24 protein-coding genes and 2 pseudogenes are annotated in these 24,858 nt (G+C 64.1%); 14 read left to right on the top strand and 12 right to left on the bottom strand.

Annotation, left to right across the window (positions count from 1 at the left end; translation table 11 throughout):
- Positions 1 to 185, top strand: a pseudogene (locus NKF06_RS11420) (RNA-guided endonuclease TnpB family protein); the annotation flags it as partial.
- A 384-nt stretch (positions 186 to 569) separates the two neighbouring features.
- Entirely contained in the window at positions 570 to 2,696 is a 2,127-nt protein-coding gene (locus NKF06_RS11415) for a histidine kinase N-terminal 7TM domain-containing protein (RefSeq protein ID WP_253245445.1), read from the top strand.
- A gap of 57 nt (positions 2,697 to 2,753) precedes the next feature.
- Here the strand turns inward: NKF06_RS11415 and NKF06_RS11410 are convergent, their stop codons facing one another.
- From NKF06_RS11410 to NKF06_RS11385, 6 genes are all read right to left on the bottom strand, one after another.
- Positions 2,754 to 3,833 (bottom strand): hypothetical protein, encoded by a 1,080-nt coding sequence (locus NKF06_RS11410; protein ID WP_058828812.1) that lies wholly within the window; start codon positions 3,831 to 3,833, stop codon positions 2,754 to 2,756.
- A 105-nt stretch (positions 3,834 to 3,938) separates the two neighbouring features.
- A complete protein-coding gene (locus tag NKF06_RS11405; RefSeq protein WP_058828811.1) occupies positions 3,939 to 4,484 on the bottom strand; it encodes a FlaD/FlaE family flagellar protein in 546 nt (181 codons plus the stop codon).
- A gap of 288 nt (positions 4,485 to 4,772) precedes the next feature.
- On the bottom strand, positions 4,773 to 5,282 hold the full coding sequence (locus tag NKF06_RS11400) for a chemotaxis protein CheD (RefSeq protein WP_058828810.1): 510 nt from the start codon (positions 5,280 to 5,282) through the stop codon (positions 4,773 to 4,775).
- Between the two features lie 23 nt (positions 5,283 to 5,305).
- Positions 5,306 to 6,493, bottom strand: a complete 1,188-nt coding sequence (locus NKF06_RS11395) for a chemotaxis protein CheC (protein ID WP_058828809.1) — start codon at positions 6,491 to 6,493, stop codon at positions 5,306 to 5,308.
- Positions 6,490 to 6,858 carry a chemotaxis protein CheY gene (gene cheY / locus NKF06_RS11390; RefSeq protein ID WP_004043735.1) on the bottom strand — a complete coding sequence of 123 codons (369 nt, stop codon included), beginning with the start codon at positions 6,856 to 6,858 and terminating at the stop codon, positions 6,490 to 6,492. The genes NKF06_RS11395 and cheY overlap by 4 nt, the downstream gene beginning before the upstream one ends.
- A 150-nt stretch (positions 6,859 to 7,008) precedes the next feature.
- Positions 7,009 to 7,656 carry a hypothetical protein gene (locus NKF06_RS11385; protein WP_253245444.1) on the bottom strand — a complete coding sequence of 216 codons (648 nt, stop codon included), beginning with the start codon at positions 7,654 to 7,656 and terminating at the stop codon, positions 7,009 to 7,011.
- A 132-nt stretch (positions 7,657 to 7,788) separates the two neighbouring features.
- Here NKF06_RS11385 and NKF06_RS11380 point away from each other — a divergent pair, with 132 nt between their 5' ends.
- From NKF06_RS11380 to NKF06_RS11370, 3 genes are all read left to right on the top strand, one after another.
- Positions 7,789 to 8,127 (top strand): helix-turn-helix domain-containing protein, encoded by a 339-nt coding sequence (locus NKF06_RS11380; RefSeq protein WP_008092913.1) that lies wholly within the window; start codon positions 7,789 to 7,791, stop codon positions 8,125 to 8,127.
- Positions 8,128 to 8,340: 213 nt separating this feature from the next.
- Positions 8,341 to 8,973 carry an archaellin/type IV pilin N-terminal domain-containing protein gene (locus NKF06_RS11375; protein WP_253245443.1) on the top strand — a complete coding sequence of 211 codons (633 nt, stop codon included), beginning with the start codon at positions 8,341 to 8,343 and terminating at the stop codon, positions 8,971 to 8,973.
- A complete protein-coding gene (locus NKF06_RS11370) occupies positions 8,974 to 9,600 on the top strand; it encodes an archaellin/type IV pilin N-terminal domain-containing protein (RefSeq protein ID WP_042662086.1) in 627 nt (208 codons plus the stop codon).
- A gap of 154 nt (positions 9,601 to 9,754) precedes the next feature.
- Here NKF06_RS11370 and NKF06_RS11365 read toward each other — a convergent pair whose 3' ends face one another.
- Positions 9,755 to 10,495 carry an ATPase domain-containing protein gene (locus NKF06_RS11365; protein ID WP_004977361.1) on the bottom strand — a complete coding sequence of 247 codons (741 nt, stop codon included), beginning with the start codon at positions 10,493 to 10,495 and terminating at the stop codon, positions 9,755 to 9,757.
- A 295-nt stretch (positions 10,496 to 10,790) separates the two neighbouring features.
- Between NKF06_RS11365 and NKF06_RS11360 the strand changes: the two genes are divergently transcribed.
- The 8 genes from NKF06_RS11360 (at position 10,791) to NKF06_RS11325 (ending at position 18,813) form a co-directional block, all read left to right on the top strand.
- Positions 10,791 to 12,236: a flagella accessory protein C gene (locus NKF06_RS11360; protein ID WP_253245442.1), complete on the top strand. Its 1,446-nt coding sequence runs from the start codon at positions 10,791 to 10,793 to the stop codon at positions 12,234 to 12,236.
- A complete protein-coding gene (locus NKF06_RS11355) occupies positions 12,220 to 12,657 on the top strand; it encodes a fla cluster protein FlaF (RefSeq protein WP_253245441.1) in 438 nt (145 codons plus the stop codon). Before NKF06_RS11360 ends, NKF06_RS11355 begins: the two co-directional genes overlap by 17 nt.
- On the top strand, positions 12,658 to 13,107 hold the full coding sequence (locus NKF06_RS11350; protein ID WP_042662088.1) for a CARDB domain-containing protein: 450 nt from the start codon (positions 12,658 to 12,660) through the stop codon (positions 13,105 to 13,107). It begins immediately after the preceding gene.
- A complete protein-coding gene (locus NKF06_RS11345) occupies positions 13,104 to 13,853 on the top strand; it encodes an ATPase domain-containing protein (protein ID WP_004970800.1) in 750 nt (249 codons plus the stop codon). The genes NKF06_RS11350 and NKF06_RS11345 overlap by 4 nt, the downstream gene beginning before the upstream one ends.
- Positions 13,854 to 15,518, top strand: a complete 1,665-nt coding sequence (locus tag NKF06_RS11340) for a type II/IV secretion system ATPase subunit (RefSeq protein WP_042662090.1) — start codon at positions 13,854 to 13,856, stop codon at positions 15,516 to 15,518.
- Between the two features lie 4 nt (positions 15,519 to 15,522).
- Positions 15,523 to 17,265, top strand: a complete 1,743-nt coding sequence (gene flaJ, locus NKF06_RS11335) for an archaellar assembly protein FlaJ (protein ID WP_058828805.1) — start codon at positions 15,523 to 15,525, stop codon at positions 17,263 to 17,265.
- 95 nt (positions 17,266 to 17,360) lie between these two features.
- Positions 17,361 to 18,374 (top strand): CheF family chemotaxis protein, encoded by a 1,014-nt coding sequence (locus NKF06_RS11330; RefSeq protein ID WP_172795842.1) that lies wholly within the window; start codon positions 17,361 to 17,363, stop codon positions 18,372 to 18,374.
- Between the two features lie 76 nt (positions 18,375 to 18,450).
- On the top strand, positions 18,451 to 18,813 hold the full coding sequence (locus tag NKF06_RS11325; RefSeq protein ID WP_058828803.1) for a hypothetical protein: 363 nt from the start codon (positions 18,451 to 18,453) through the stop codon (positions 18,811 to 18,813).
- A gap of 57 nt (positions 18,814 to 18,870) precedes the next feature.
- Here the strand turns inward: NKF06_RS11325 and NKF06_RS11320 are convergent, their stop codons facing one another.
- From NKF06_RS11320 to NKF06_RS11305, 4 genes are read right to left on the bottom strand one after another with little or no spacing between them, the layout of a single operon-like run.
- Positions 18,871 to 19,737 (bottom strand): CheF family chemotaxis protein, encoded by an 867-nt coding sequence (locus tag NKF06_RS11320; protein ID WP_058828802.1) that lies wholly within the window; start codon positions 19,735 to 19,737, stop codon positions 18,871 to 18,873.
- Between the two features lie 3 nt (positions 19,738 to 19,740).
- Entirely contained in the window at positions 19,741 to 20,583 is an 843-nt protein-coding gene (locus NKF06_RS11315) for a protein-glutamate O-methyltransferase CheR (RefSeq protein ID WP_253245440.1), read from the bottom strand.
- Complete coding sequence (locus NKF06_RS11310; protein WP_253245439.1) at positions 20,583 to 22,802, bottom strand: chemotaxis protein CheA; 2,220 nt, start codon at positions 22,800 to 22,802, stop codon at positions 20,583 to 20,585. The genes NKF06_RS11315 and NKF06_RS11310 overlap by 1 nt, the downstream gene beginning before the upstream one ends.
- Before the next feature lie 2 nt (positions 22,803 to 22,804).
- On the bottom strand, positions 22,805 to 23,905 hold the full coding sequence (locus NKF06_RS11305) for a chemotaxis response regulator protein-glutamate methylesterase (RefSeq protein ID WP_058828799.1): 1,101 nt from the start codon (positions 23,903 to 23,905) through the stop codon (positions 22,805 to 22,807).
- Positions 23,906 to 24,181: 276 nt separating this feature from the next.
- Here NKF06_RS11305 and NKF06_RS11300 point away from each other — a divergent pair, with 276 nt between their 5' ends.
- On the top strand, positions 24,182 to 24,628 hold the full coding sequence (locus tag NKF06_RS11300) for a chemotaxis protein CheW (protein WP_008092931.1): 447 nt from the start codon (positions 24,182 to 24,184) through the stop codon (positions 24,626 to 24,628).
- A 38-nt stretch (positions 24,629 to 24,666) separates the two neighbouring features.
- Here the strand turns inward: NKF06_RS11300 and NKF06_RS11295 are convergent.
- Positions 24,667 to 24,858 (bottom strand): annotated as a pseudogene (locus NKF06_RS11295) (MFS transporter); the annotation flags it as partial.

Here is a 24,858-nt window from a genome sequence, read left to right as displayed (position 1 = left end):
ACGTCTGTCAGTCGTGTGGGTTGGTCGGAAACGCGGATTGCAACGGGGCGGAGAATATGCGGCAGAAGATAACCCCGAGTCCTCACAGTGAGGATAGGAGTAACGGCTGTGTGGCACAGCCATCGGTACACCTGTTCGACTCAGAGAGCGGTTGCTTTGCACCGCGAGAACAGGTCGTGTCGTAGACCAGCAAATATCCCACCTGCGGTACGGGAAGCCCCGTCGCTTACGACGGGGAGGATGTCACCCCTGCGTGTGCGTCCATCCGAATTAAGCGTTCGGGCGAACGTCCGAATATCGACAGTTCTGCGCCGCGCGCGAACCGTCAGCAGTCTCCGTGATGTTATATCTGATAATGTATCCGACTGTCCGGTGAATGAGGCCCTTATTGAGGCGTGAGAAGGGCTCGAACCGGCCGCTTGCCTCTCAGATAAAACCGAGTATCATCGTTGATAGAGAGGTCGAACTGCTTAAGTTCAGAAACGGATACACGTTTGATATCGCTCCGATGTGACACTCATCGGAAATAACAGTTCCAGAGGCTCACAGATGCGCACCACGACCAACCCATGACCAGCGTTGAGCAGTTCCCGTACGCGTACGCGCTGTTCGCCGCGGGTATCCTCGCGGGGGTCGTGACGCTCGTCGTCCTCGGTCGGTTCCGACTCTACTCTCGGCGGGTCCGCCTCCCGTTCGCACTCTTGACGCTCTCCGGGAGTATCTGGGCCACCGCGTACGGCTTCGCCTTTCTCGCGACGACGCCGGGAGCCGAGTTGTTCTACGCCTATCTAGCTTGGGCCGGCGCGGCCGTGGTCCCCACGATATGGCTCATCTTCGCCCTCGTCTACGCCGGCGAGGACCAACTGCTCACCACCCAGATGGTCGGCTTTCTCGCCATCGAGCCCGCCGTCGCAATCGCCCTCGCGCTGACGAACCACTCTCACGGACTTCTCGGGTCCTCGCTCGACCTCTGGACGGTCACCGCACCGGACAACTCCGGCGGAGCCGGTCTGCACCTTCTCGTCCCGCTCGGTCCGGAGCTCCCCTTCGTCGTACACGTGATTTACGGCTCCGGCGTCGCCCTCACCGGGCTGACCGTCATCGGAAAGACGTACCTCCGGAGTTCGAGCATCCATCGACGACAGGCCGGGTTCCTCGTTGTCGCCGGTCTCATACCCCTCGCCGCACTCGCCGGTGAGTTCTTTTTCCCGATTCGAATCAACCCGGTTCCCCTCTCTATCGGCGTCAGCTCGGTCGTCGTGCTCTGGGCACTGTTCAGACACCAGCTGTTCGACATCACACCCATCGCCCGCGACGCGATTCTCTCGGAGATGCGGGACGCAGTCGTCGTCCTCGACGAACAGGACCGAATCGTCGAATCGAACGGTGCCGCCTCGGAGCTATTAGAGCGACCGGTCGACGAGTGCATCGGTGAGCCGGTCCTCGAAAGCATTCGCGTTCCGGCCGAGGTCCGGACGGTTCTGGAGGGTCGAGACAGGGCTGAGGCGGTCGTCGAAGACGGCGGCACCTGCCGTTACTTCGAGATTCGTTCCGAAGTGGTCGGCGACCAGACGCACGACCGCGCGCTCTTGCTCGTCTTCTACGACGTGACGGAGCGCCGGCACACCGAAGAGGAGTTCCGCGCGCTCATCGAGAACTCCCGGGACGTCATCACCGTCCTCGACGAGGACGGCGAACGGACCTACACGAGCCCCTCGATGACCGAGGTTCTCGGCTATCAGACCGACGCGCTCGTCGGCGAATCGGTGCTCGACCTCGTCCACCCCGAAGACAGAGACCGGGTCGCCGGCCGCCTCGACGAGGTGATATCCGGCGACTCTCCCGTGCGCTCGGAGTTCAGAATCCGCCACAAGAACGGCATGTGGCGACGGTTCGAGACGGTCGGTGTGAATCTCCTCGATGACCCCGCCGTCGACGGCGTCGTGTTGAACTCGCGGGACGTGACCAGTCGCCATCGCTACGAACAGCGCCTCCGGGTGCTGAATCGCGTCCTCCGACACGACCTCAGAAACGATATGAACGTCATCCTCGGCCACGCGGACCTCCTCCTCGACGAGCGTATCCCCGCCGAGTCGAAAGACCACGCCCGAACGATAAAGCGGAAGGCGTCGTCGCTGGTCGAACTCGGCGAGCAGACTCGCCACATCGACACGACGCTGACCCGCGGGTCGTCCGGAATCGAGCCCGTCGAGGTCGTCGAGCGCATCGAGGCGCAGTTGGACGACATCGAGTCCGATTACCCCGAGGCCATCGTCCACCGGAGCCTCCCCGACGAGGTGTGGGTCTCCGCGGACGACCTCATCGAATCGGCTATCAAACACCTCATCGACAACGCGCTCGAACACAACGACCGAGTCATTCCGGAAGTCGGCGTCACGGTCGAGCGGAGCGCGACCTCGACCGACTTCGTGGAGATTCGAATCGCCGACAACGGGCCGGGCGTTCCCGACGCCGAGCTCTCCGTCCTCGAATCGGGGACCGAGACGCCGCTCCAACATATCAGCGGGCTTGGGCTCTGGTTAGTCCAGTGGATAATCGACCGCTCGAACGGTCAGCTTCGGTTCGCGGAGAACGACCCCAGGGGGACCATCGCAATCGTCGGCCTCCGGAGCGCCGACCGAGCGGTCTCCGTCAGCGACGGCGGGACAGTGGCGACCGAGTCGGAGACAGACTGAGCTACGCAGCGACTGGGTGAGTCGCATAGAAAACGAGACGACCCGAGAGCCGAGCGTTTAGGCCGCGTCGCGGAGCCGCACCGCGAGCCTGTGTGCGCCCTCGGCCGCGGCGGTCACCGGGTCGTCGGGGACGACCACGTTCACCGGGCGGTCGAGTTCCGCGGCGAGCCGCGCTTCGAGTTCCTCGACCAGTCCGGGAATGCACGCCATCCCGCCGGAGACGACGAGCGGGCGAGCGCGAGCGAGCTGATAGGTTTTCATGTGCGAGCTCGCCAGTCGCGAGAAGAAATCGCCGAGCTCGATGACCACGTCGTCGAGATACTCGTCCAACGGCTCCATCACGCCCCGCTCGACGGTAAACTCGTGTGCCCCCTCGTTCCCGCGTTCGACCGCGTCGGTGAAGGGCTCGAACCCGCCGAAGTCGGCGTGGGTCTCCTTGTACTCGCGGGCGGTGGCGGGATCGACCGTCACTCGCCCACCCGTCTCGGCTTCGACCGCCTCGGCGATGCGTCGGTCGACGCGGTCACCGGACGCCTCCGCGGAGACGAACGGAAGCAACCGCTCTCCGCGTCGGTACGCGCACGCTTCGAGGTTCGTCGCGCCGAGGTTGAGCGCGACAAAGACCTCGTCGACCGCCTCGATTCCGTCGCCGAGCGCCGGAATCGACGCGCACAGCGACTCGGGGAAGCCGCGCGCGAGCGCCTCACCGATGCCGCACTCGCCGACCGCGGTGCCGAAGTTCGCAAGGCCGATATCGTCGTCGACGGTCGGAATCGCGTACACGACGGCGCTGTCCGCGGGGAGGTCGTGTCGCGCGCAGAGTTCGCGGACAAACCGCTCGAACGACTCGGCGTCGCGGACGGTCGCGGGCACGCCCGAGCGGAGCATGGACTCGACTCGCTCGGGGGACTCTCGGACCGCCTCTCCGTCGTGGTGGACGTCCTCGTCGCCGGTGAGCGCGTCTTCGCCGTCGGCCGGGCGCGAGGGGAGGTGAACCGTCCTCGCCGCGTCGCCGTCGTCGAAGGCGAGCGCCGTCCGGGCGCTCCCGAACTTGACGCCGACGGCCGTCGGCACGTCGGTCTCGTCGGACTCGGACGTCACATCAGCGTCGGTAGCGGCGGCTGCGTCGTTCGTCATGCGGTATCAACTCGGGTCGGACTCGGCGGGCGGGTGGTTCGCGCAGTCATGGTATACACTCGGTTGTCGGAAGGAGAGACCGTATTCGAGACCCGTCGGTCGGCGTCACACCATCGAGGAGAGACGTGCGACGTAGACCAGACTCAGCAGGTGGTCGTCGACGTCGAGGTCGGTCGGTTCGTCGACATCAGCGGAGAAGCCGAGGAGGTAGTCCCGGAGCGTCTCCTCGACGTCGGGCGTGACCCAGTCGACCGTCTGATAGTACCGGAGGGCGTCCATCGCCCGCTTGAACCCGCCCTTGAGGACGAGGAACTCGAGCCAGTCGAAGACGACGCGCTCAGCGCCGTACTTGTCCGGAAGCGAGCGGAGGTACGGCTTTTCGACGCCGTCTTCCTCGCCGCGAGACTGGTGGACGAGCAGGTGTTCGAGCTGACTCGACCGGAGCGCCTCGGACGCCTCCTGTCGGCTCCGGTCGAAAAGCGGGTTGTCGAACCGGAAGGGGCTCCGGTCGTCGAACCGGCCGTCGTCAAAGCGACTGTCATCGAATCTCCCGTCGTCGAAGCGGCCGTCGCCGTTCCGTCTGGGTCGTGGGGCGTCACGCGCGATACGTCGAAGTTCGTCAGGGTCGTATTCGTCCGGGTCCAAGTACATGGGTCACCTCGTTCAGGACGGCACGATTCCCCCCGAGTCCCCCGACTCAGGGCGGCGGAGAGCGCAGAGCGCTGTCCGTGGTGTCACACGCGATATCGTACCGTTTCGGTGAAAGCATTCGAAGGAGGCGACATAAATCTATTCGAGGCGCTATCAGAACTGATATCTCAGGTCGAACACCGAACCGTCGAGGTCAGTATCGTTGGCGACCCGGCTCGGCGGTCGTGGTCGGCGCTCGACGTGTTCTTCCCGGTCGCGAGTCTCGTCGAAATTCGTCGAAAACAGCGCTCAGAGGACGTGGTTGCCGCTTTTTGCGCTCCGAACGCGGAGGTCACCAGTCTCGCTGTCGAGTTCCAACGACCGGCCGTGGGAGCCGCCGACGTCCTCGGCGACGACGTCGATGCCGAACCCGTCGAGCGTCGCTCGCGTCGCGGCGACGTTTCTATCGCCGATACTGCCGTCACCGTCGGCCGAGGTGAAGTCGAACATGGTGCTTCCCCCGGCGATTTTCGCGACGACGCGGTCGATGTCCGCGCCGGCGGCTCGCATCTCCGAGAGCAGGAGTTCGATGCCGGTATCGACGAACTTCGCCGGCTCGCCGCCGCCGTCGGCCTCCGGGAGCATCGCGTGTGCGAGACCGGAAACGCGGGTCTCGGGGTCGTACAACGCGACGCCGATACAGGAGCCGAGACCGCTTGTGGTCAGCGTGCTCTCGTCGCCGGAGATGGCGTAGTCGGCGATTCCGACCTTGATTCGACCGGAGCGGGCCGCGGGCGTGTCCGTGGTGTATACTTGCATTGCTGAGTGCCTCTACGGAGGGTTCACGCGACGGGCGAGAGTTGCTTGAGCGCCTTGCGCAGTTCCGTCTCGTCGGGCAGCGCGTAGATGTCGCAGGTGAACTCGTCGTCGTCCGTCCGAATGGTCGAGTCGATGAGGAACGCGTACTCCTGGGACTGCGCGAGGTCGGTCGCAAGCGGGTCGATGATGGCCGACCCGATGTCGTGGACGTGCTTCGGCGGCGAGATGTCGATGGTCGTCTCGAGCGCGTTGGCCCAGCCGTCGAGGAAGCCGGAGGTCGTGATGTTGCCGATCTCCTGAATCGCGCTCTGGCGCATCGCCTCGTCGCCCTCCATGCCCGGCAGGAGGCTGCTCGCGATGTTCTCGGCCGACGGCTCGTCGAAGAGAATGGCGATGTAGCCGCTCGGCGTCCCGCTGAACTCCAACACGACGCCGCGGCGGACCGCGTCAGTCAACGACATGGGGACGCCCTCGATGGGGACGAAGCTCAGCCGGCTCACCTCGACGGTCGTGTCGATACCCGTCATTGCCGTGATGTCTTCCGAGGCCTGGTTCGCACCGTCGTTTATCATCTCGGAGAAGGCGGCGAACGACTCGACCGGGAGCGCGCCGTCCTCGCCGCTCGCCTCGACGATGGTCTCGATGGACGAGGCGGTCGGCACCATGTACAGGTCGAACTCGATGGCGTTGTCAGCGGCCTCCAACTGGTTACGGAAGACGAGGACGTGTTCGTCGTCGCCGCCGTTCTCGAAGCCCTCGGCGTCGACGTGGTCGAGCGGGCCGTCGTTCTCGTCGTCGACGTAGGTCGGCGTCGTGATGTCGACGGTGGTATCGAGGTAGTCGGCCCAACCGTCGATGAAGCCGCCGAGCATGATGTTCGCGACCTCTTTGAGGCTACTCTCGGCGAGTTCGCCCTCTGCGTCGGTGGCGTCGATACCCGGCATCAGCGCGTCGACCAGACGCTCTGCAGACTCGGGCGAGAACGCCAACACGGTGTGGCCGTCCAGCCCGCCCGAAAAGCCGATGTGGACGCTCACGAGGTCGCGCTCGGCGAACTCGTTTTCGACGTCTGACTTCGTTCCGAGTTCCACCTTGGTGACGTTGACGTACGTGTCGATACCGGCGAGCGTAGTCAGAGAGCCCGCGGCTTTCTCCGCGCCCGAGTGGGCGAGCCGACTGAACGTGCGAAGCGACCGAACGTCGAGATTCATGCCTCTGCCTGAATCACGTCGGCGATAGCCTGGAGCACGTTCGGCTTCTGGAACGGTTTCGTGATGTAGCCGTCCGCACCTGCTTCGACCGCTTCGCGCATCTTCTCTTCCTGTCCGACCGACGTGCACATGATGACCGATGCGCCGGCGTCGAGCGACTTGATCTCGGACGTCGCTTCGATGCCGTTTCGAATCGGCATCACGACGTCCATCGTGACGACATCGGGTTCGAGTTCGCGGTAGAGTTCCACCGCTTCGACCCCGTTTTCGGCCTCGCCGACGACTTCGTGTTCACCCTCGAGGAGCTGTTTGAGGAGGTTCCGCATGAACGCAGAATCGTCCACGACCAGTACCTTGCTTGCCATACCTCCAGCTTTCCGAAAATCACACCATAAACCCTTCCTCCCCATTATCAAGGATGATACGGCATCAGACGGGCGATTCGCCCGCGCCACATCGTGTCGACCGAAGATTCGGGGACTCCGGTGCCCGAACCGGTGCCTGTCACCGGCGCATCATCGTCGACGCGGCGGGAACGAAGCGCCGGTCTCTCCGACGGCGTCGAGGAGGTCACCGATACTGTCGTCGCGGTCGAGTCCGTTCGCGGTCGCGAGCGCCTCGACGGCCCGACCGGGATAGGTGACCTGTACCTCCGAGGCTAAAAGCAGGATACCGAGTACCTCGTCGGGTGGGGTGTCGGCGCTGCCGATGGCGTCGGCGTACCACGAGAGAAACGAGTTGACGACCTCGGTCACGTCGTCGGAGACGGTCTCGTGACGGGTTACCTCGCCATCGACAAGAGCAGTGGTGACGAGCGCGTGGTCCGCACTGACAGCCCCGACGCGCTCTGCGAGCAGTCGGCGGGCGAGCACGGCCCGTTTTTTCGGGTCTTTCGGGAGGACGAGTTCGGGAGTCGACGCGTCTTTGTCGCGCTCACCGTCCTCGGAACCGGGCGGTGTGGCGGCCGCCGCGTCGGACGCTTGATGCCCGTCGTCGTCAGCGTCGTCGACCGGCGCGGGCGGCCTGTTTTCTCCCGTCGAGATGACGTACCGGCCCGTGTCGAGCGCCGCGACGTGCTCGTCGCGGCTGATATCGAGGTCGTCCGGCCCGACGACTCCCTGTTCTCGCGGGTGAGTGGGAGGACGCTCGTCATCGTCGTCCATCGGCGGATGCTCGGTGCCGTGGCATATAATCCCATCGTCACCGGGCGTTCGGGACTCACTACTATGACTGAGAACGTGGCAGGGAGACAACCAACACATTGACAAGCGGTGCGTTCCGATAAATTTCCATCTATGGAGTCTGACAGGACCCTCTCGGCACTGGGGAACGAATACAACCCAGACATCCTCCGTGCCGCGGACGAACCCCACTCGGCACAGGAGTTCAGCGAGATGTTGGATATCCCCATCGCGACCTGTTATCGCCGAATCGAGGAACTGACGGCAGCGGGCCTCCTCGAACTTCACGACCGGGTTCTCTCCGACGAGCACCGACGGACGAACGTCTACCGCCGCGAAGTCGACGAAATCGTCGTCCGGTTCGAGGCCGACGACTACACCGTCAGCGTGACCGAGCGCCCGGAGGTGAAGAACAAACTCGACGACGTGTGGCGGAAGATTACGCAGGACTGAACCGCTCCGACTCCGGAGTCTTTTCTTACGTTTTCTGAGACGAGTACCGCCTAGCGCCTCGCGTGAGCGTGCGGAGAATTTTACTTATCGACGTACCGCCCGACCGATATCAGTCTTGATATTGAGGGCCGTAGCGTTATGTAGCACCTCTCCAAGTTGACGAGTGACGGTTCCTCGCTCCCACTGAGTGTGGGACCAAACCCACGACAACCCATGTTCGAAAACATCACCGAAGACCGGGGTCAGGTCGGTATCGGGACCCTCATCGTCTTCATTGCGATGGTTCTGGTCGCCGCAATCGCGGCGGGCGTCCTCGTGAACACGGCTGGCTTCTTGCAAGCCACCGCCGAGGACGCCGGACAGCAATCTGTGAACAAGGTCACGAACCGCGTCGACGTCGTGTCGACTCACGGTATCGTTAACGGAACGTCGACGAAGAGCGTCGACTTCGTGAACCTCACCACGCGTCTGGCAGCCGGTTCCGGTTCGGTCTCGCTGAACAACACGACAATTAAATACCTCAGTGACGACACGGCTCGGACGCTCGTCAACAACAACACGGACAACGCGGACGGCATCAACTGGTCGACCGCCGGAAACGACGAGTTCGCGGTCCGTAAGATTCAGGACGATGACACCTCGTTCCCGATTCTCAACAGCCAGACCGACCGCTTCGAGATCGTCATCAACACCTCCGTCATCGAAGGGGCGAACAAGAACGGCCTCAGTACGGGCGAATCGGTGACCCTCGAGATAACCTCGCGCAACGGCGGCACGACGCAGGTCATCCTGACGATGCCCCAGCAGCTCGCGGGCAAGGACAACAACGACCCGGTGGCACTGTAAATGTTTAGCGAACTGTTCAACGACGAAGACAGAGGTCAGGTCGGTATCGGAACGCTCATCGTCTTCATCGCGATGGTCCTGGTCGCCGCAATCGCGGCGGGCGTCCTCGTCAACACCGCTGGCTTCCTCCAGGCAACGGCCGAAGATGCGGGCGAGCAGTCCGTGAACAAGGTCACGAACCGCGTCGAAGTCCTCAACGCGCACGGTACGGTTGGCGACTCCGAGGTCATCGACAACATGACCCTCACGATTCGTCTCGCCGCCGGCTCCTCTAGCGTCGACATGAACGAGTCGTCCATCAAGTACCTCAGCGACGACACGGTCACGACGCTGACCAACCAGTCCGACGACGGAGAGACCAACGACGTTCGTACCTACGCGGACAGCGACGAGTTCCTGATGGACGAGGTCACCGACGACGACGGTTCGTTCGGCGTCCTCAACAGCATGAACGACCGCTACGAGGTCAAAATCAACACGTCCGCCATTGAGGGCGGAACCGGTCTCGGCACCGGCGAGCGCGTCACGCTCGAAATCACCTCGCGGACCGGCGGCACCACGCAGGTCATCATGACGATGCCCCAGCAGCTCGCCGGCAAGGAGCGCGGCGACCCGATTAAACTCTAATCGGTCTCTCGCTGCTGCGCTTTTTTTTTATCGCCACAGAACCCGTTAGTGCCCACAGCGGTGTTCGTCACGCGCCGAGCCGAGTTCCGTACCCCGTCTCGGAGCGAACGAGAGTGCTGAAACGCACCGAGCCAAAAGAGAAACGCGAAGCGAGTTACTCGGTCTCTTCGCCGAACCACGGCGGGGACTCGCCGACCATGGAGAACCCGGCCGCCTGCTCGTATATCTTGATGCCGCCCTGTGCGATTTCCAGTGGGAACATCGAGTTCTTGATGCTCTGCTTGCGCATCTTCGCCACCCAGACGTAGCGGTTGCTCGTCGCGCCCGCGGGGCTCTGGATGAGGTAGATGTTCCCGTCGGTCAGGAAGTTCTCGAGGCCGATGTCGGTCTCGGGGAAGATCGCCGACTGCTCGGTGGTCAGAAGCGAGGTGAGGCCGCTGTCCTTCAGGATGTCGATGAACTTCAGGAGGTACTGGCGCTGTTCTTTCTCGTCGTCGAAAAACAGCTGGAACATCGTCAGCGAGTCGAGGACGAGTCGGTCGTAGTTGGTGTCCTGGAGGTCGCCGAGGATGCGGTCGAGCGTCGTCGAGAAGTCACCGTCGCGGAGGAGCGTCCGCTTGTCGTAAACCTTGATATCTCCGGACTCGACGTACTCGTGCCAGCGGTCGAAGCCGATGGACTCGGCCGCCTCGCGGATGTCGTCTTCGGTCTCCTCGAAGGTGAGATACAGGCCCCCTTCGTCGAACTGGTCGACGCCGTTGTAGAGGTACTGGAGGCCGAGGATACTCTTTCCCGTCCCCGGGTTTCCGCTGATGAGCACCGCGGCGTTCTTGACGATACCGCCGTTCAGGATGGAATCGAGTCCTTCGACACCGGTCTTGACTAGTTCTGTCATGATTGTGTTGAAACGTGTGTGTGGCTGTCGGAAGAACGTCCGTGCCGACGCCGGATAATTCTTCTTACCGCCGCTACGGCGCCGTCTGACTTTTATTACATACTTAGCCGGCGAAAATTCCGAACGTCTAAAATATCGCTACTGATAACGGGACGGGAACTTTCTTGTACCGACTTACGTACCTTGCACCAATGTTACCTGCTCCCCCGAGTCCGTCGGACCTCCCCGGCCGGTCCGCCGCTCGGCCGGGTGACAGGCCGTCGCTCGAACGAAGCGCCCCGCAAACGGTGCGGAGGTGCTCGCTGCGAGCATGATGGAGTGGCAGAACGACGAAGGCACGGCTGACGCCGGGGACGAAACGGAGACGGAAGGACAACACATGTCATCAGACGATGGACTTGGATTCGAGGAGGGGATAGACGACCTCTCCGACGAGTTTGGTGACTTCGGCGACGACCTCGACGACGGATTCGACGATGACGATTTCGGCGGATTCGACGACGACAACAGCGAGGAACTCGCAGAGCTCGAAGATCGCGTCGGCGAACTCGAGAACGAAGTAAGCGCCATCTCGTCGGGGATGAACACCGTCCGCGAAGAGAACAAACAGATCGGTGAGACCGTCGAAGAGCTCGACGACACGATTCGCAAACTGCTCGACATCTACGAGATGGTCACCCGCGGCATCAACCCGTTCGTCGACGACGCCCGCGAGATGGGCGGCCTCGACGGCGGTGGCGGGGCGTTCGGTCTCTTCGAGGCGGAAGCCGAGGACGAAGAGCACCTCGACCCGGACGTGGCGAACGCCGACGCCGAGTCGTTCTTCGACGACGACTTCGGCGAACTCGACGCCGAGGAGGGCGCGAAGGAAGCGGAACTCGCCGCGGAAGACGAACTCGTGGAAGCCGAGCGCGAGAGCCCCGCGGACGTGCTCGACGACGACGACGAGGCCGACGAGGCCGACGACTCGGGCGGCGCGGGGGGCGCGAGCTTCGACGACCTCAAAGAACAGTACGAGGAGGGCGGCGGCTGGGACGAAGAAGACGAAGCGGAGGCGGACGAAGGAGAGGCGGACGAAGGAGAGGCGGACGACGCCGAAACGGACCTCGCCGACGCGGCGGTCGACCTCGAAGACGAATTCGAAGACGAGCCGGTTGACAGCGTCGAAGACGACTTCGAAGCGATCGCCGACGCTGACGAGGCCGACGATCCGAGTGACGAACCGTCCGAGTCCGAACACGAACCCGAGGTCGAAGACGCCGACGGTGACGTCCGCAAGACGCTCGACGAGCTAGAGGCAGAGTACGCCACCGCGGCGATGGCCAAAGACGAGCTTTCGGTCGACGACGAGGACGACGCGGCCGCCGAACCCGAGCCGTCGGCGGCGGTCGAGGAGTCCGACGCCTACCTGGCTGCGCTCCCGTCGAACTACGTCTCCGAGGTGCTCGTCCTCGAATGGGTCGAACATCTCGTCGCGGTCGGCGGCGCGCTCGGCGCGTCACGCGCGCTTCGCCAGTATCGGGAGCAGGACTGGATATCGCGCGCCGTCGAGAGCGAACTGAACGCCCACGTCGGACAGATTGCGCCGTCGGTCGAAGACGCCGACGACCACGAACTCCGCATCGACGACCACCAGACGAGCCTCGCGTACGTCTGTCGCCTCGCGGAGGACGTCCCGCGGGGACAACTGTACGAGGAGTTAGTCGCTTACGGGAGGAGATTCGATGGGATTCGGTGTTAGCGGCTCGACCGCCGTTATCTTCCTCGGCGTCCTCGTCGCCACGGGGACGCTGTACACAGCGACGTCGAACGCGTCGGAGAACGTGCTCGAAGCGCAGGACGCCGACGCGGAGCGGGCCCTCGAACGGACGAACACGGACATCACCGTTACGAACGCGACCTACAACGCGGGCAACGAGAGCCTCACGGTGAACCTGACGAACGCCGGCTCGGAGACGCTCTCGGTGAGCGAGACCACCTTGCTCGTCGACAACAGGTACGTCGACGTGCCGGCGGCCAACGCGACCGTCGACGGCGACGCCGGAACCGACCTCTGGTACGCCGGCGAGAACCTGAGTCTCGTGGTCGGGGTCGACCCCACGCCCGAACGCGTGAAGGTCGTCACCGGGAGCGGCGTCGCAGCCACGGAGGCGGTGAACTAGATGGCCGACATCTCCGTTCCGAGCCTCATCCTGTTCATCGCCAGCATCGTCGTCGCCGCCGGCGTCTCGGGCGTCCTCATCGACACCGTGACCGGCATCAGCAGTTCGCTCGACGAGCGCGGCGGCGACGTGAGTACAGAGATCAGAACCGACATCGAAGTCATAAGCGATCCGCAGGCGGGTGTCTACGACGGCGCGAACGACAACCTCTCGATATACGTCAAGAACACCGGCCTCAGGACGCTCCCGGCGACCAGCGGTGGTTTCGACATCATCGTCGGTGGACAGTATCAGACCAACGTCACGGTGAACGTCGTCGACGGCACCGAGTGGCGGCCGAGCAACGTCATCGAACTCACGGTGACGGACATCGCGTTGGACTCGGGCGACTACCGGATGACCGTCGTCGTCGACGGTGACGAAGAGGTGTTCGAATTCCGCGTACCATGAGCAGTCAATTCTCTCTCGGGCTATCCGGGCACGACCGTCTCGAAAAGGAACTCGGCGGCGGCATCCCCAAGGGTGCAATCGTCCTCATCGAAGGGGATTACGGCGCCGGAAAAAGCGTGCTGTCGCAGCGATTCAGCTACGGCTTCTGCGACGAGGAAACGGTGGTGACGCTCGTCTCGACCGAACTGGGTGTCCGCGGCTTCCTCGACCAGATGCACTCGCTTTCGTACGACATCGTCAAGCATCTGCTCGACGAGCGAATCCTGTTCCTCCAGGCAGAAATCGACAGCAGCGGCGCGCTCTCCGGCGGCAGCAGCCAGAAGGAGCGAAAGCAGCTCCTCCGGCGGCTGATGGACGCCGAGACGCTCTGGGACGCCGACGTCATCATCATCGACACGTTCGACGCCATCCTGCGCAACGACCCGCAGTTCGAGGCGCTGGTCCGGCAGAACGACGAGCGGCAGGCCGCCCTCGAAATCATCTCGTTTTTCCGCGAGCTGACGACGAAGGGCAAGACCATCATCATCACCGTCGACCCGTCGTCGGTCGACGAGGGCTCCATCGGTCCGTTCCGCTCTATCGCCGACGTCTACTTCGAACTGGAGATGGTGGAGGTCGGAAACGACGTCCGACGGAACATCTTCGTGAAGCGCTTTGCGGGGATGGGCCAGCAGGTCGGCGACCGCGTCGGCTTCTCGGTCCGGTCGGGTATCGGGCTCGTCATCGAGTCGAGGAGCGTGGCGTAGATGGCGACCGAACACGGCTCCGCCAGGTTGTCGGACGATCTCAAGCGCCTCGCGATGCAGTGGCCGCACCTGCGGGACCACCTCAAGCGGTTTCGACAGATCACCGGCGAGTTCCCGATGCTCGTCGACGAGCCGGGCGACTACGAGTCCCGGCGTCCGAACATCATCTACCCGCTGGGCGGCCCCGTGTTCTGCCAGATATACGGCAACTTCGGCGAGACGACGAAGTACTACACCATCGAACCCGAGATGGACGACGACGAACTCGAGGTGTTCGGTCGGGTCAAGGACAAACTGCTTGAACGCAGCGTCTCGAAGCCGGCCCCCGAAGAAAGCGCCGACTACGAAGAGCGAATCGAGGAGTTACTCTCCGAAATCGTCCACATCGAGGGCGACGACCGCGGGCCGCTCGGCTCGGTTGCCAAGCGACTCGACGTGGCCGGCATCGAGGTCTCCCAGACGACCTACGACAAGATACAGTACCGACTCGTCCGCGACATCGTCGGCCTCGGTCCGCTCGAACCCATCATGCGCGACCCGGAGAACGAGGACATTCACGTTATCGGCCCCAGCCAGGTCGACGTCGACCACGGGACGTTCGGCTTGCTGGAGACGAGCGTCGAGTTCGACAGCACGGAGCAGTTCGATAACTGGCTCCGCAACATGGGTGAGCGCATCGGCGACCCCGTCTCCGACGCCCACCCCATCGTGGACTCCACGCTCCCCGACGGCTCGCGTATCAACATCATCTACTCCGACGACGTGTCGCTGAAGGGGTCGTCGCTCACCATCCGTCAGGGCGACGACGTGCCGCTTTCGGTGTTCCAAATCGCCAAGTGGGGGACGCTCTCGCCCGAACTGGCCGCGTACCTCTGGATCGCGCTGGAGAACGAACGAACCATCTTCGTGGTCGGCGAGACGGCGTCGGGGAAGACGACGACGCTCAACGCCATCCTCTCGTTCATCCCGCAGGACTCGAAGATTTACACCGCGGAGGACACCGCCGAGGTGCTCCCGCCGCACGATACGTGGCAGCAACTTCTCACCCGCGAGGGCCGCGGCTCCGACTCCGAAGTCGACATGTTCGACCTCGTCGCGGCCGCGCTCCGTTCCCGCCCCGACTACATCATCGTCGGGGAGGTCCGTGGCGAGGAGGGTCGCATGGCGTTCCAGGCGGCCCAGACCGGTCACCCGGTGATGCTCACGTTCCACGCGTCCGACATCGTCTCCATGATTCAGCGTTTCACCGGCGACCCCATCAACGTCCCCGAGACGTTCATGGACAACTGCGACATCGCGCTGTTCCAGAACCGCGTCCGCCGGGGCAACGACATCCTCCGTCGGGTGACGAGCGTGCAGGAAATCGAGGGCTACTCGAAAGAGATGGGCGGCGTCGTCACCCGCGAGGCGTTCTACTGGGACCCCGTCCAAGACGAGATCATCTTCCAGGGGATGAACAACTCCTTCATCATGGAGCAGAAGGTCGCGACGCTCCTCGGTTACGACGACACGCGGAAGATATACGACGACATCCAGTTCCGCGCCGAACTCGTCCGCCGGGCGATTCAGGAGAACGTCCTCGGCTACCACGAGGTGAACGAACTCATCGAGGACTACCAGCGCGACGGCGTCGAAGGACTGCCGTTCGACATGGCGAGGGTGTAGCGAGATGGCAGGGGAGCAGAGCGCGTCGATGCAGGCGGTGCAGGTTCGGGACTTCATCAGCGACATCATCGAGTCCTACGAGAAGATGCCGATGGCGCTTTCGCGGTACCTGCTCGCGGTGCTCGGCCCCGCCATCGTGTTCTTCATACTCTCTGTGGCCGGCGCCATCGCGCTCCCGCTTCCCCTCCTCGTCCGCATCCCCGTGTTCCTCCTCGGCGTGTTGCTGTTGGGCGGAGCCGTCCTCTACCCGCGGCTCCTCGTCGAACAGACGCGCCGCAGTCTGGAGAACCAACTCCACCTCCTCATTACGCACATGACCGTGCTCTCGACGACGAACATCGACCGTGTCGCCGTGTTTCGAACGCTCGCGCGCGAGGAGGAGTACGGGGAGCTATCGACCGAGATGAACCGCATCGTCCAACTGGTCGACGCGTGGAACCAGTCGCTCGACGACGCCTGTCAGCGCCGGGCCCGAGAGGTCCCGTCGAAGCCCCTCGCGGACTTCCTCGACAGGCTCGCGTACTCCATCAACGCCGGCCAGAGCATCGACGACTTCCTCCTCGGCGAGCAGAACGCGATGATTCAGAAGTACATCACCGTCTACGAGAGCGCGCTGGGGAACCTGGAGGTCATGAAGGACCTCTACCTCTCGATGATTCTGTCGATGACCTTCGCCATCATCAACGCCATCGTCCTCCCCATCCTGACGGGGACCGACGCGACGATGACCATCGGCGCGGTCATCGTGCTTTTCGTCTTCGTGCAGTTGGGGTTCTACTTCGTTATCCGGACGATGTCGCCGTACGACCCGCTGTGGTTCCACCAGCGCGAGTACCGGACGAAGGCGGACCGGCAGATAGACATCACGCTGTACGGCGCGGTCGGCCTCTCTATCACGATGGTGCTCGTGCTCGCGTTGGGCACGTTCAACCTGACCATCGTCGGCGAGACGGTCCGGCCCATCATGATGGAACTCCCGATTCCGCTCCTCATATCGACGCCGCTGACCCCGCTTGCGGTCCCCGGCATCGTCGCGCGCCGCCACGAGAAACGCATCGGCGAGCGCGACGAGGAGTACCCCGGGTTCATCCGCGCGCTCGGGGCGTCCGAGACGGCGAAACAGAGCACGACCACGGCCGTCCTGAAGACGCTCAAGACGAAGGACTTCGGCGTCCTCTCGCGGGAGATATCGCGGCTGTACACGCGGCTTCGGATGCGGCTTGACCCCGACCGTTCGTGGTTCTTCTTCACCGCGGAGACGAACTCCTATCTCGTCCAGAAGTTCTCCGAGATGTACAACGTCGGCCGGTCGATGGGTGGCAAACCGAAGCTCCTCGGCGAGCTCATCAGCCGCAACATGAACGAGATAATCAAGCTCCGCCGCCAGCGAAAGCAGTCGACGGTCACCCTCATCGGCGTCCTCTACGGCATCACGGCCTCCGCGTCGTTCGCGTTCTTCATCGGGCTGGAAGTCGTCGAGATTCTCGCGTCGTTTTCGACGCAGATGAACCTCGACAGCCTCCAGTTCGGGACGCTCATCTACGCCGGTGTCTACGACGTGCCCTTCATCGAGTACATGCTGACGCTCATCATCCTGTTCAACGCCCTCCTGTCGTCGCTCATGATTCGGATGGTCGACGGCGGACACAAGGCGAACGCCTATCTGCATTTCGTGATGCTCGTCTGGGTGGGCTCCCTGATGGCGGTTGCCACCTCGTCGCTCGCAGGAGCGCTGATTAGTATATGACTGAAGACGGACAACAGACCCGAGATTCGATGCCAGACGCGGCAGGTGAACAGACCGCACAGGAGGCCCGCTCCCGCGCGCCCGAAGGGGGCGACGTGGCGAAAAGCGACCTCCTGCAGGCGTACCGCCGGCAGAAGTCCGAGCCGTCGGACGAACGCGAGGAACAAGAGCGGGAGCGCTCGAAGAAACGAACGGAAAAGCGGACCAGCAACGGCGAGTCAATCGTCGTCGACTTCGTCGCCAACTTCGTCGCCGGCGGCAACGCCTCGTTCGAGCCCGTCAAGGGCCGCGTCCTGATGAGCCAGCGGCGGCTCATCCTCGCCACGTCGAAGGCCAAGACCGTCATCCCCATCACGTCCATCTTCGACATCGCCGTCGGGCAGGTCCCCCCGGAGGTCGAGGAGTTCTTCGACTACACGGTGATGGTCGGCTACATCATCGGCCGCCAGCGCCGGACGACCGTCATCGGCGGCGACCGCGAGACCATCGAGAAGTTCGCGCTGTTGCTGTTCCGCGCGGCGCTCAACGGCTCGCGCGCGCAGGTCACCCACCCGGCCCGCATCGGCGGACGCGTCCTCGACACGGAGCGACAGCCGTCCGGCCTGCACCTCGACTACGAGGCCGTCACGTTCCCCGACGACGACGGCCCGCTCACCGAAAACGGCGACCCGTTCCACATCGACCTCGCGAGCGTCATCTTCTTCGAGGTGCTCGAACGGACCGTCGACGGCGAAAAGCGACTGGTGCTTTCGGTCCAGCACGTCAAACAGGGCCAGACGGTCACCTCCGAGATAACACTCGACTCCCGTCGGAAGATGAATATCCTCGGGCGCTACCTCCGGCTCGTCTACCACTGGATAAAGTCGGGCGTCCGCAACGTCGAGGTCACGGAACAGGGCCTCGAAGTCCTCGTCGGACTGTACTCCGCCGGCGAGATGGCCGCGGAGGTCGACTTCAGCGAACTCCTCGGCGTCGAAGAGGACGTCCTCGACGCGGAACTGGAGAAGCTCCACGAAGAAGAGCTCATCGGCGACAACGAGCTTCCGACCTCGCTGACGCCGCAAGGGAGGTTCGTCGTCAACGAGGAAATCGAAGACGTAAACGTCTGAAGCTGTTTTTTCTGGCGGAATCGGTGTCGTCCAGTGGTTGGGAAGAACTATCAGCCCCACAACCAATCCTGTCACTATGCGGACGCGGACCTCGGCGCTCGTCGGGCTGGCAATCGGAAGTGCGGTCAGCTACTCCTTCGGCTTCCGACACGGTGACGTGTTGGTCGGCGCCACTCTCCTTCTCACGTACACAATTGCGGGCTTCGGGTTCGTGGCCTTTCCCGCGTACCGCTGGCGGTGGTCCGGTCCGAAAGACCACTTCTGGTACACGATAATCGGGGTCTTGAGCGCTCTGTTGCCGATTATTGCGATTCACGGTCTAGGATTCGAACCCGGTGAGCGCGTGCGGGGTATCGCTGTCTTAGCCGGGCTCTGGTTGGGAGGCATCTACGCCGGAATCGCGCTCGACCGGGCCTCTCGGCGCGCGACCGACGACTGATGAGCGAGACGCGTCGCTCCTCGTCCGGTGACTGCGCCGCGAAAATCCGAGTGCCGACTACTGCTCGTTGATGGCGTCGGAGGCGATGCTGCGGCCGCGGGCGTTGAGTTGCACCTCGTGGCGCACGCGAATCTCCTCGACGACGTTGTGGTCGATGAGCCGCTGAAAGAGTTCCTCGACCTCGTCCACGTCGAGTCCGAGGAAGCTGGGGATGTCGAACGGGGAGACGCCGGAGTACAGCGCCGTGAGGACCTGTTTGTCCGTCTCGCTCAGTTCGATAGAGGTCTCGGAAAGCTCCTCGCCCTCGCGGAGGAGCGTGTAGAGGAAGCTGACGGCGCGGTCGGAGCCGGAGATGTACGTCTGGAGGCTCGTCCCCTCGTCGTCGGAGTGTTCGACCTCGATGACGCTCCGGTGTTCGTCGACGATGGTCCGTTCGCCGGTCTTCACGTCGCCGATGTCGTCGAGGCGTATCTCGACGAACTTGCCACCGACGGTCGCCATGCTCACGGCCTCCTCTTCGACTTTGAGCCGGGACTTCTCCCACTCGGTGTTCTGGACGACGCCGCCGGCGACCGCGGGATGCCGTGCGAGGAACTGCTCGGTGTTGAGGAGCGCCCCGAAGAAGTCCGTCTCGAACTCGTCGTAGTCGACGGGCGCGAGCAGGACGACGCCCGACGGGATGTGGACGCTGAAGTAATCGGAGACGGTCGCGATGCGCTGGTTCACGTCGTACCGGCCGCCGAACTCCTCTATCTTCGAGAGCTGAATCGTCCGCTTGCCGCCCGTGCCCGCGAGGATGAGTCGTCTGTTCGAAAGCAGGATTCGGCCGCTCGTCCAGTCAACATCGTGTATCTCCCGGCCGTTCTTGATGACTTGGAGGAACCGCCCGCGGGTGTCTCCGAGTTTTTGCTCACCGGGCTTCATCGCTCACCTCCCGACCGCGGCGTCGCTCGCGCGGTAGATGCGGAGTCGTTTCTCGACGGGGTCGAACTGCTGTCTACACGTCGGCGGGATGGTCTCTGTCATGCCGATGGTGAGGTAGCCGTCCGGCTTCAGCGCGGAGCCGAGCGTCTCGAAGACGGCCCGTTTCGACTCGGCGTTGATGTAGATGAACAGGTTCCGGCAGACGACGAGGTCGAACGTCCCCGGCGGCTCCTCGCGGATGAGGTCGCGCCGCTCGAAGCGAACCATGTCGGTGACGGCGTCCTTCACTCGGAAGGTGTCGTCGTCGCGATCGACGAAGCGCTCCCAGCGGCCGATGGGGTCGAGCTGTTCGGCCACGTCGTTCGTCTCGGAGGCGCGGTACTCGCCCGCTCTGGCGGCGCGGAGAATCTCGCGTTTGATGTCCGTGCCGACGATTTCGATGCGTCGCTCGTCGACGCGGTCGTCGTCGTGGGCGAGCATCGCAAGCGAATAGGCCTCGCGGCCGTCCGAGCAGGCCGCGCTCCATATCTTGATGGGGTCGTGGCGGCTCCCCCGCGAACTCAGGTCGCGGAGCACCTCGCGGAGCGCCTCCCACACCTCGGGGTTGCGGAAGAAGCTCGTCACGTTGACCGACAGCGCGTCGAGGAGCGCCTGCTGTTCGTCCTCGTCGTCGGTGAGGAGGTCGTGGTACGACTCGTAGTCGTCGACGCGTCGCCGCCGCATCCGCGCGGAGACGCGGCGGTCGAGGTAGGCGTCGTTGTACGAACTCGTCTGGAACTGCAGGGAGTCTTCGATGTAGTCCAAGAGCCGGCCGAACGCCGGGTCGTCGGTCGCAGACGAGGGCATCAGTCGGCCGCCTCCTCGGCGGTGTCCGGGAGTTGGCTCGGGTCGAACTCGCGCATCGCCTGCTCGCCGTCGGCCGGGAGTTCGAGCGTCGAGATATCCAGAATCGGGATGACGTTCCCGTCGCCGATGACGGCCGTCCCCGACAGCCCGCCGACGCCCGACAGCGGCCCCTGCAGGGGAGTCACGACGACTTCCTCCTGTTTCGTCACGCCGTCGCAGTGGAGCGCGACCTGCCTGTCGTCGGGGCGGATGCGAACCACCATGCCGGTGTCCGGCTCGGGCGAGTCGATTTCGAGCGCCTCGCGGAGCCGAATCAGCGGGAAGATGGTCTCCTCGTGGACGATGACCTCCGCGCCGCTGACCGTCTGGACGCGGTCGCGGCGGCTAATCTCGTCGATGTACTTGATTGGGACGCCGAACTCGCGGTCTTCGACCTGCACGAACAGCACCTTGATGATGGCGACCGACACCGGCAGGCGAATGTTGAACGTGCTCCCCTCGCCGGGTTCGCTCTCGACCGACACCGAGCCGTCGAGCGATTCGACGGTCGTCTTCACCACGTCCATGCCGACGCCGCGGCCGGACACGTCGGTGATTTCGTCGTTGGTCGAGAAGCCGGGGTGGAAGATGTAGTCGTACACCTCGCTGTCGGGCATCTGGTTCACCTCCTCGCGGGTCGCAACGCCCTTGTCGACCGCCTTGTCACGGACGGCGTCGGCGTTGATGCCGCCGCCGTCGTCCTCGACGGTCACGATGACGGTGTCGTGTTGGCGGCGCGCGGAGAGTCTGATGGTCCCCGTGCGGGACTTGCCGTTTGCCTCGCGCACGTCGGGGTCTTCGATGCCGTGGTCGACGGCGTTCCGGAGGACGTGCATCAGCGGGTCGGAAATCTCGTCGAGGATGGTGCGGTCGAGTTCGATGTCCGCGCCCTCGACCTTGAACGAGACGCGCTTGTCCTGTTCGCGAGCGAGGTCGCGCACCAGTCGGGGGAACTTGTCGAACACCTTCTTCAGCGGGATGAGCCGCATGTCCATCACGGTGTTCTGGAGGTTCGAGGATATCTTGTCCAGTTCGTCGAGCGTGTCGAGCGCGGTCGTCTGGCCCACGTCGATGGCGTTTCTGAGCTTGATGCGGCTCGTGACCAGCTGCTCGACGAGTTCGTGGAGTTCGTCGAGTTGGTCGACGTCCACGCGGACGGACTTGACCGCGGAGATGGAGCGGGCCTCCTTTTTCTTCTCGTTACCGGACTCCGGTTCTTCGTCGCTCTCGGTCGACTCGGCCTCGCCGGCGTCTCCTTCGCTCCCGTCGTCAACGCTGGGTGCGTCGTCGGACGCCGCGTCGCTGTCACTGTCGACAGCGCCGTCAGCGTCAACGGACTGGTCGGAGCCGTCCGACGCCGGGGCGTCAACCTCAGCATCAACCTCTGACTCGACCGCCGGCTCATCGCCGGCGTCCGCGGCCTCGTCGCCGCCGGAGAGCGCGTCGGACACGTCGGTCGTCTCGACCGTCGAGACCTTCCAGAGGCCGTCGAGTTCGCTCTCGACGACGGCGGCGTCGCGCTCGGCCACGAACAGGTCGAAACCGTCGCCGTACTCGCCGTCTTCGATGGCGTCGCGGTTCGGGTTCGCCCCGACCACGTCGAGTTCTTCCGGGATGCTACTGAGGAAGATACCGGCGTCGACGCCCTTCATCTGGCCCGCGTCGAGTTTGACGTGGGCGTGGGTGAGCGTGGTCGCGTCGAGGGCGTCCGTGTCGACGCAGTCGGCGGCGAGAGAGTCGAGGTCGACCGACTCGCGGTCGGCCTCGTCAGGCGCCGCCGGATTCGAGTTTCCCGCGTCACCTCCGTCTTCGACTGCGGCGCGAATCTCCTCAACCGTGTCGGTCGGGTCGATGGTGGACTCGCCGTTCTCCTCGATGTCGTGGAGAATCTCCACGATGAGGTCCATCCCGTCGAAGACGAGGTCCATCCGTTCCGCCGTCACGTCGAGTCGCTCGTGGCGAATCTCGTCGAGGAGGTCCTCGACGGCGTGGGCGACCGTCGCGGCGTTGTCGAACCCCATCGCACCGAAGTTCCCCTTCAGCGTGTGGGCCTGCCGGAAGATGTCGTCGATGGCCTCGGTGTCGTCCGGGTTCGACTCCAGCGACAGCAGGGAGTTGTTCAACTGCGTGATGCTCTCTTCACTCTCGGTGATGAATGCTTGGTAGAGTTCTTCGTCCATGGTCAGGTAGTGAGCCCGCGGAGTGCTTCGTCTGCGATTCGCCCGTCGGCCGAGACGGTGTCGACACAGCCGGCCTCGATGGCCCGCTTCGGCATTCCGAAGATCGCGGAGGTCGATTCGTCTTGTGCGACCGTGTGGCCGCCCGCCCGCTTGATTCGGGTCATCCCCTCGACGCCGTCACGGCCCATGCCGGTGAGGAGCACGCCGGCCAGCGGCGCGTCGACCGCCTCCGCGGCCGACGCCATCGTGAGGTCGATAGCCGGTTTGACGCCGTGCAACGGCTCGTCGTCGGAGAGTTCGAGCCGGAGACGTCCCGCCCGGTCGCCGGTCACGAGGAGGTGGGAACCGCCGGGTGCGATGCGAATCTGCCCGGGGCCGATTCGCTCGCCGTCACTCGCCTCTTGGACCTCGTAGTCACAGCGGCCGTCGAGCCGCGCCGCAAAGCGCTTCGTGAAGCCGGCCGGCATATGCTGGACGACGAGCACGCGGAGGCCGGCCTCCTCGGGGAGCGCCGCGAGTAACCGCTCGACGACGTTCGGCCCGCCCGTGGACGCGCCGATAATCAGCGTCGAGCCCTCGGTCGGCAGCGACCCGGTCGTCCCCGAGGACGACGGTTTCGCCCCCGCGGTCGCCGCCGACTTCGGCTCCGTCTTCGGCGGCCGGGAGCCCCGGCGCGTCGCCGAGAGGTCGACCGCCGCGGCGGACTGAATCTTCTCGACCAGTTCCCGCTTGACGCGGGGCATCTCTGAGGTGACCTCGCCGCCCGGTTTCGTCACGAAGTCGACCGCCCCCCGGTCGAGCGCCTCGAACGTCACGTCGGCGTCCTCCTCGGCGTGCGCCGAGAGCATGAGGACGGGCGTCGGACACTCCTCCATGATGGCCTCGACCGCGTCGAGTCCGTTCATCTCGGGCATCTCGATGTCCATCGTCACGACGTCCGGACGGTTCGCCTCGACCACCGAAATCGCCTCGCGGCCGTCGGCCGCCTCGGCGACGACCTCGACGTCCGCGTCCTCGAGGAGCGTGCGAATCAGCGTCCGCATGAACCGCGAGTCGTCGACGACGACCGCGCGAGTCGGGTCCGCGTCGGCGGACGCGCTCATCGTCCCCACCCGGCGGTTCCGGGTCGGCGAGAACTCGGCGACGCCGAGTGGCCCCCCCGCCGAGGGCTCGGTGGATTCGTTAGTGTGCCGTTTCGTTGACCGCTCATCTACCTCCGAGGTTCGGAAATCGGGTATATAAACACTCGGCGAGGATAATCACGGCTGATAATCGGGTACGTATCTTTATACGCTGAATCTCACCACTCTGAAGCAGACAGGTGGCGGCGGATGTCGCCGCCGGGGATGACCATGCGACAAGATGCAATCACGACTGAGATGAGCGCGGACGAGACCGACGCGGAGGACTCCGCCGAAGAAGTACAGGTGCTGGAATTCCAACTCGGCCCGGAGACGTACTGCGTCGATATCGAGTACGTGAGCGAAATCGTCGACAAGGGCCAGCTCACGGCGGTTCCGAACGCGCCGGACTACGTCGAGGGCGTGATGGACCTCCGCGGGCGGACTACGTCCATCATCAATCCGAAGTCGCTTCTCAGCATCGACGACGAGGGCGAGTCGAAGCGCATCGTCATCTTCGACCCCAACAAGTTCGAAGACGAGGCGGCGACCGGCTGGCTCGTCGACGAGGTGTATCAGGTCGTGCGCGTCTCGATGGACGACGTGGAGGACCCGCCACTCGAAAAAGACGACTCCATCGAGGGCGTCATCAAACGCGACGGCGACCTCGTCGTCTGGATTTCGCCGGTGCACGCCATCGAGTAGGAAAGTTCCGCGACCGGCCCCGCTTTCGTTTTCGAGACCTAATCGGCGAGCGACTGCGCTTCCGCCGCGACGCCCCGCCCGCCGGTGAGTAACACCACGACGAGCGCACAGCCCACGACGACCCCCGCGAGGCCGAACGCCGCGACGTAGCCGGCGGCGTCGGCGACGAACCCGCCGAGCGCCGAGCCGACCCCGCCGCCGAGGCTCGAAAGCGCCGTGTACGCGCCGAG

It is taken from the genome of Haloferax sp. AB510, assembly GCF_024136985.1.
In the GTDB taxonomy this organism is placed as follows: domain Archaea; phylum Halobacteriota; class Halobacteria; order Halobacteriales; family Haloferacaceae; genus Haloferax.
The sequence above is the reverse complement of the archived record's forward strand: the minus strand, read 5'-3'. Positions and strand labels throughout refer to the sequence as shown.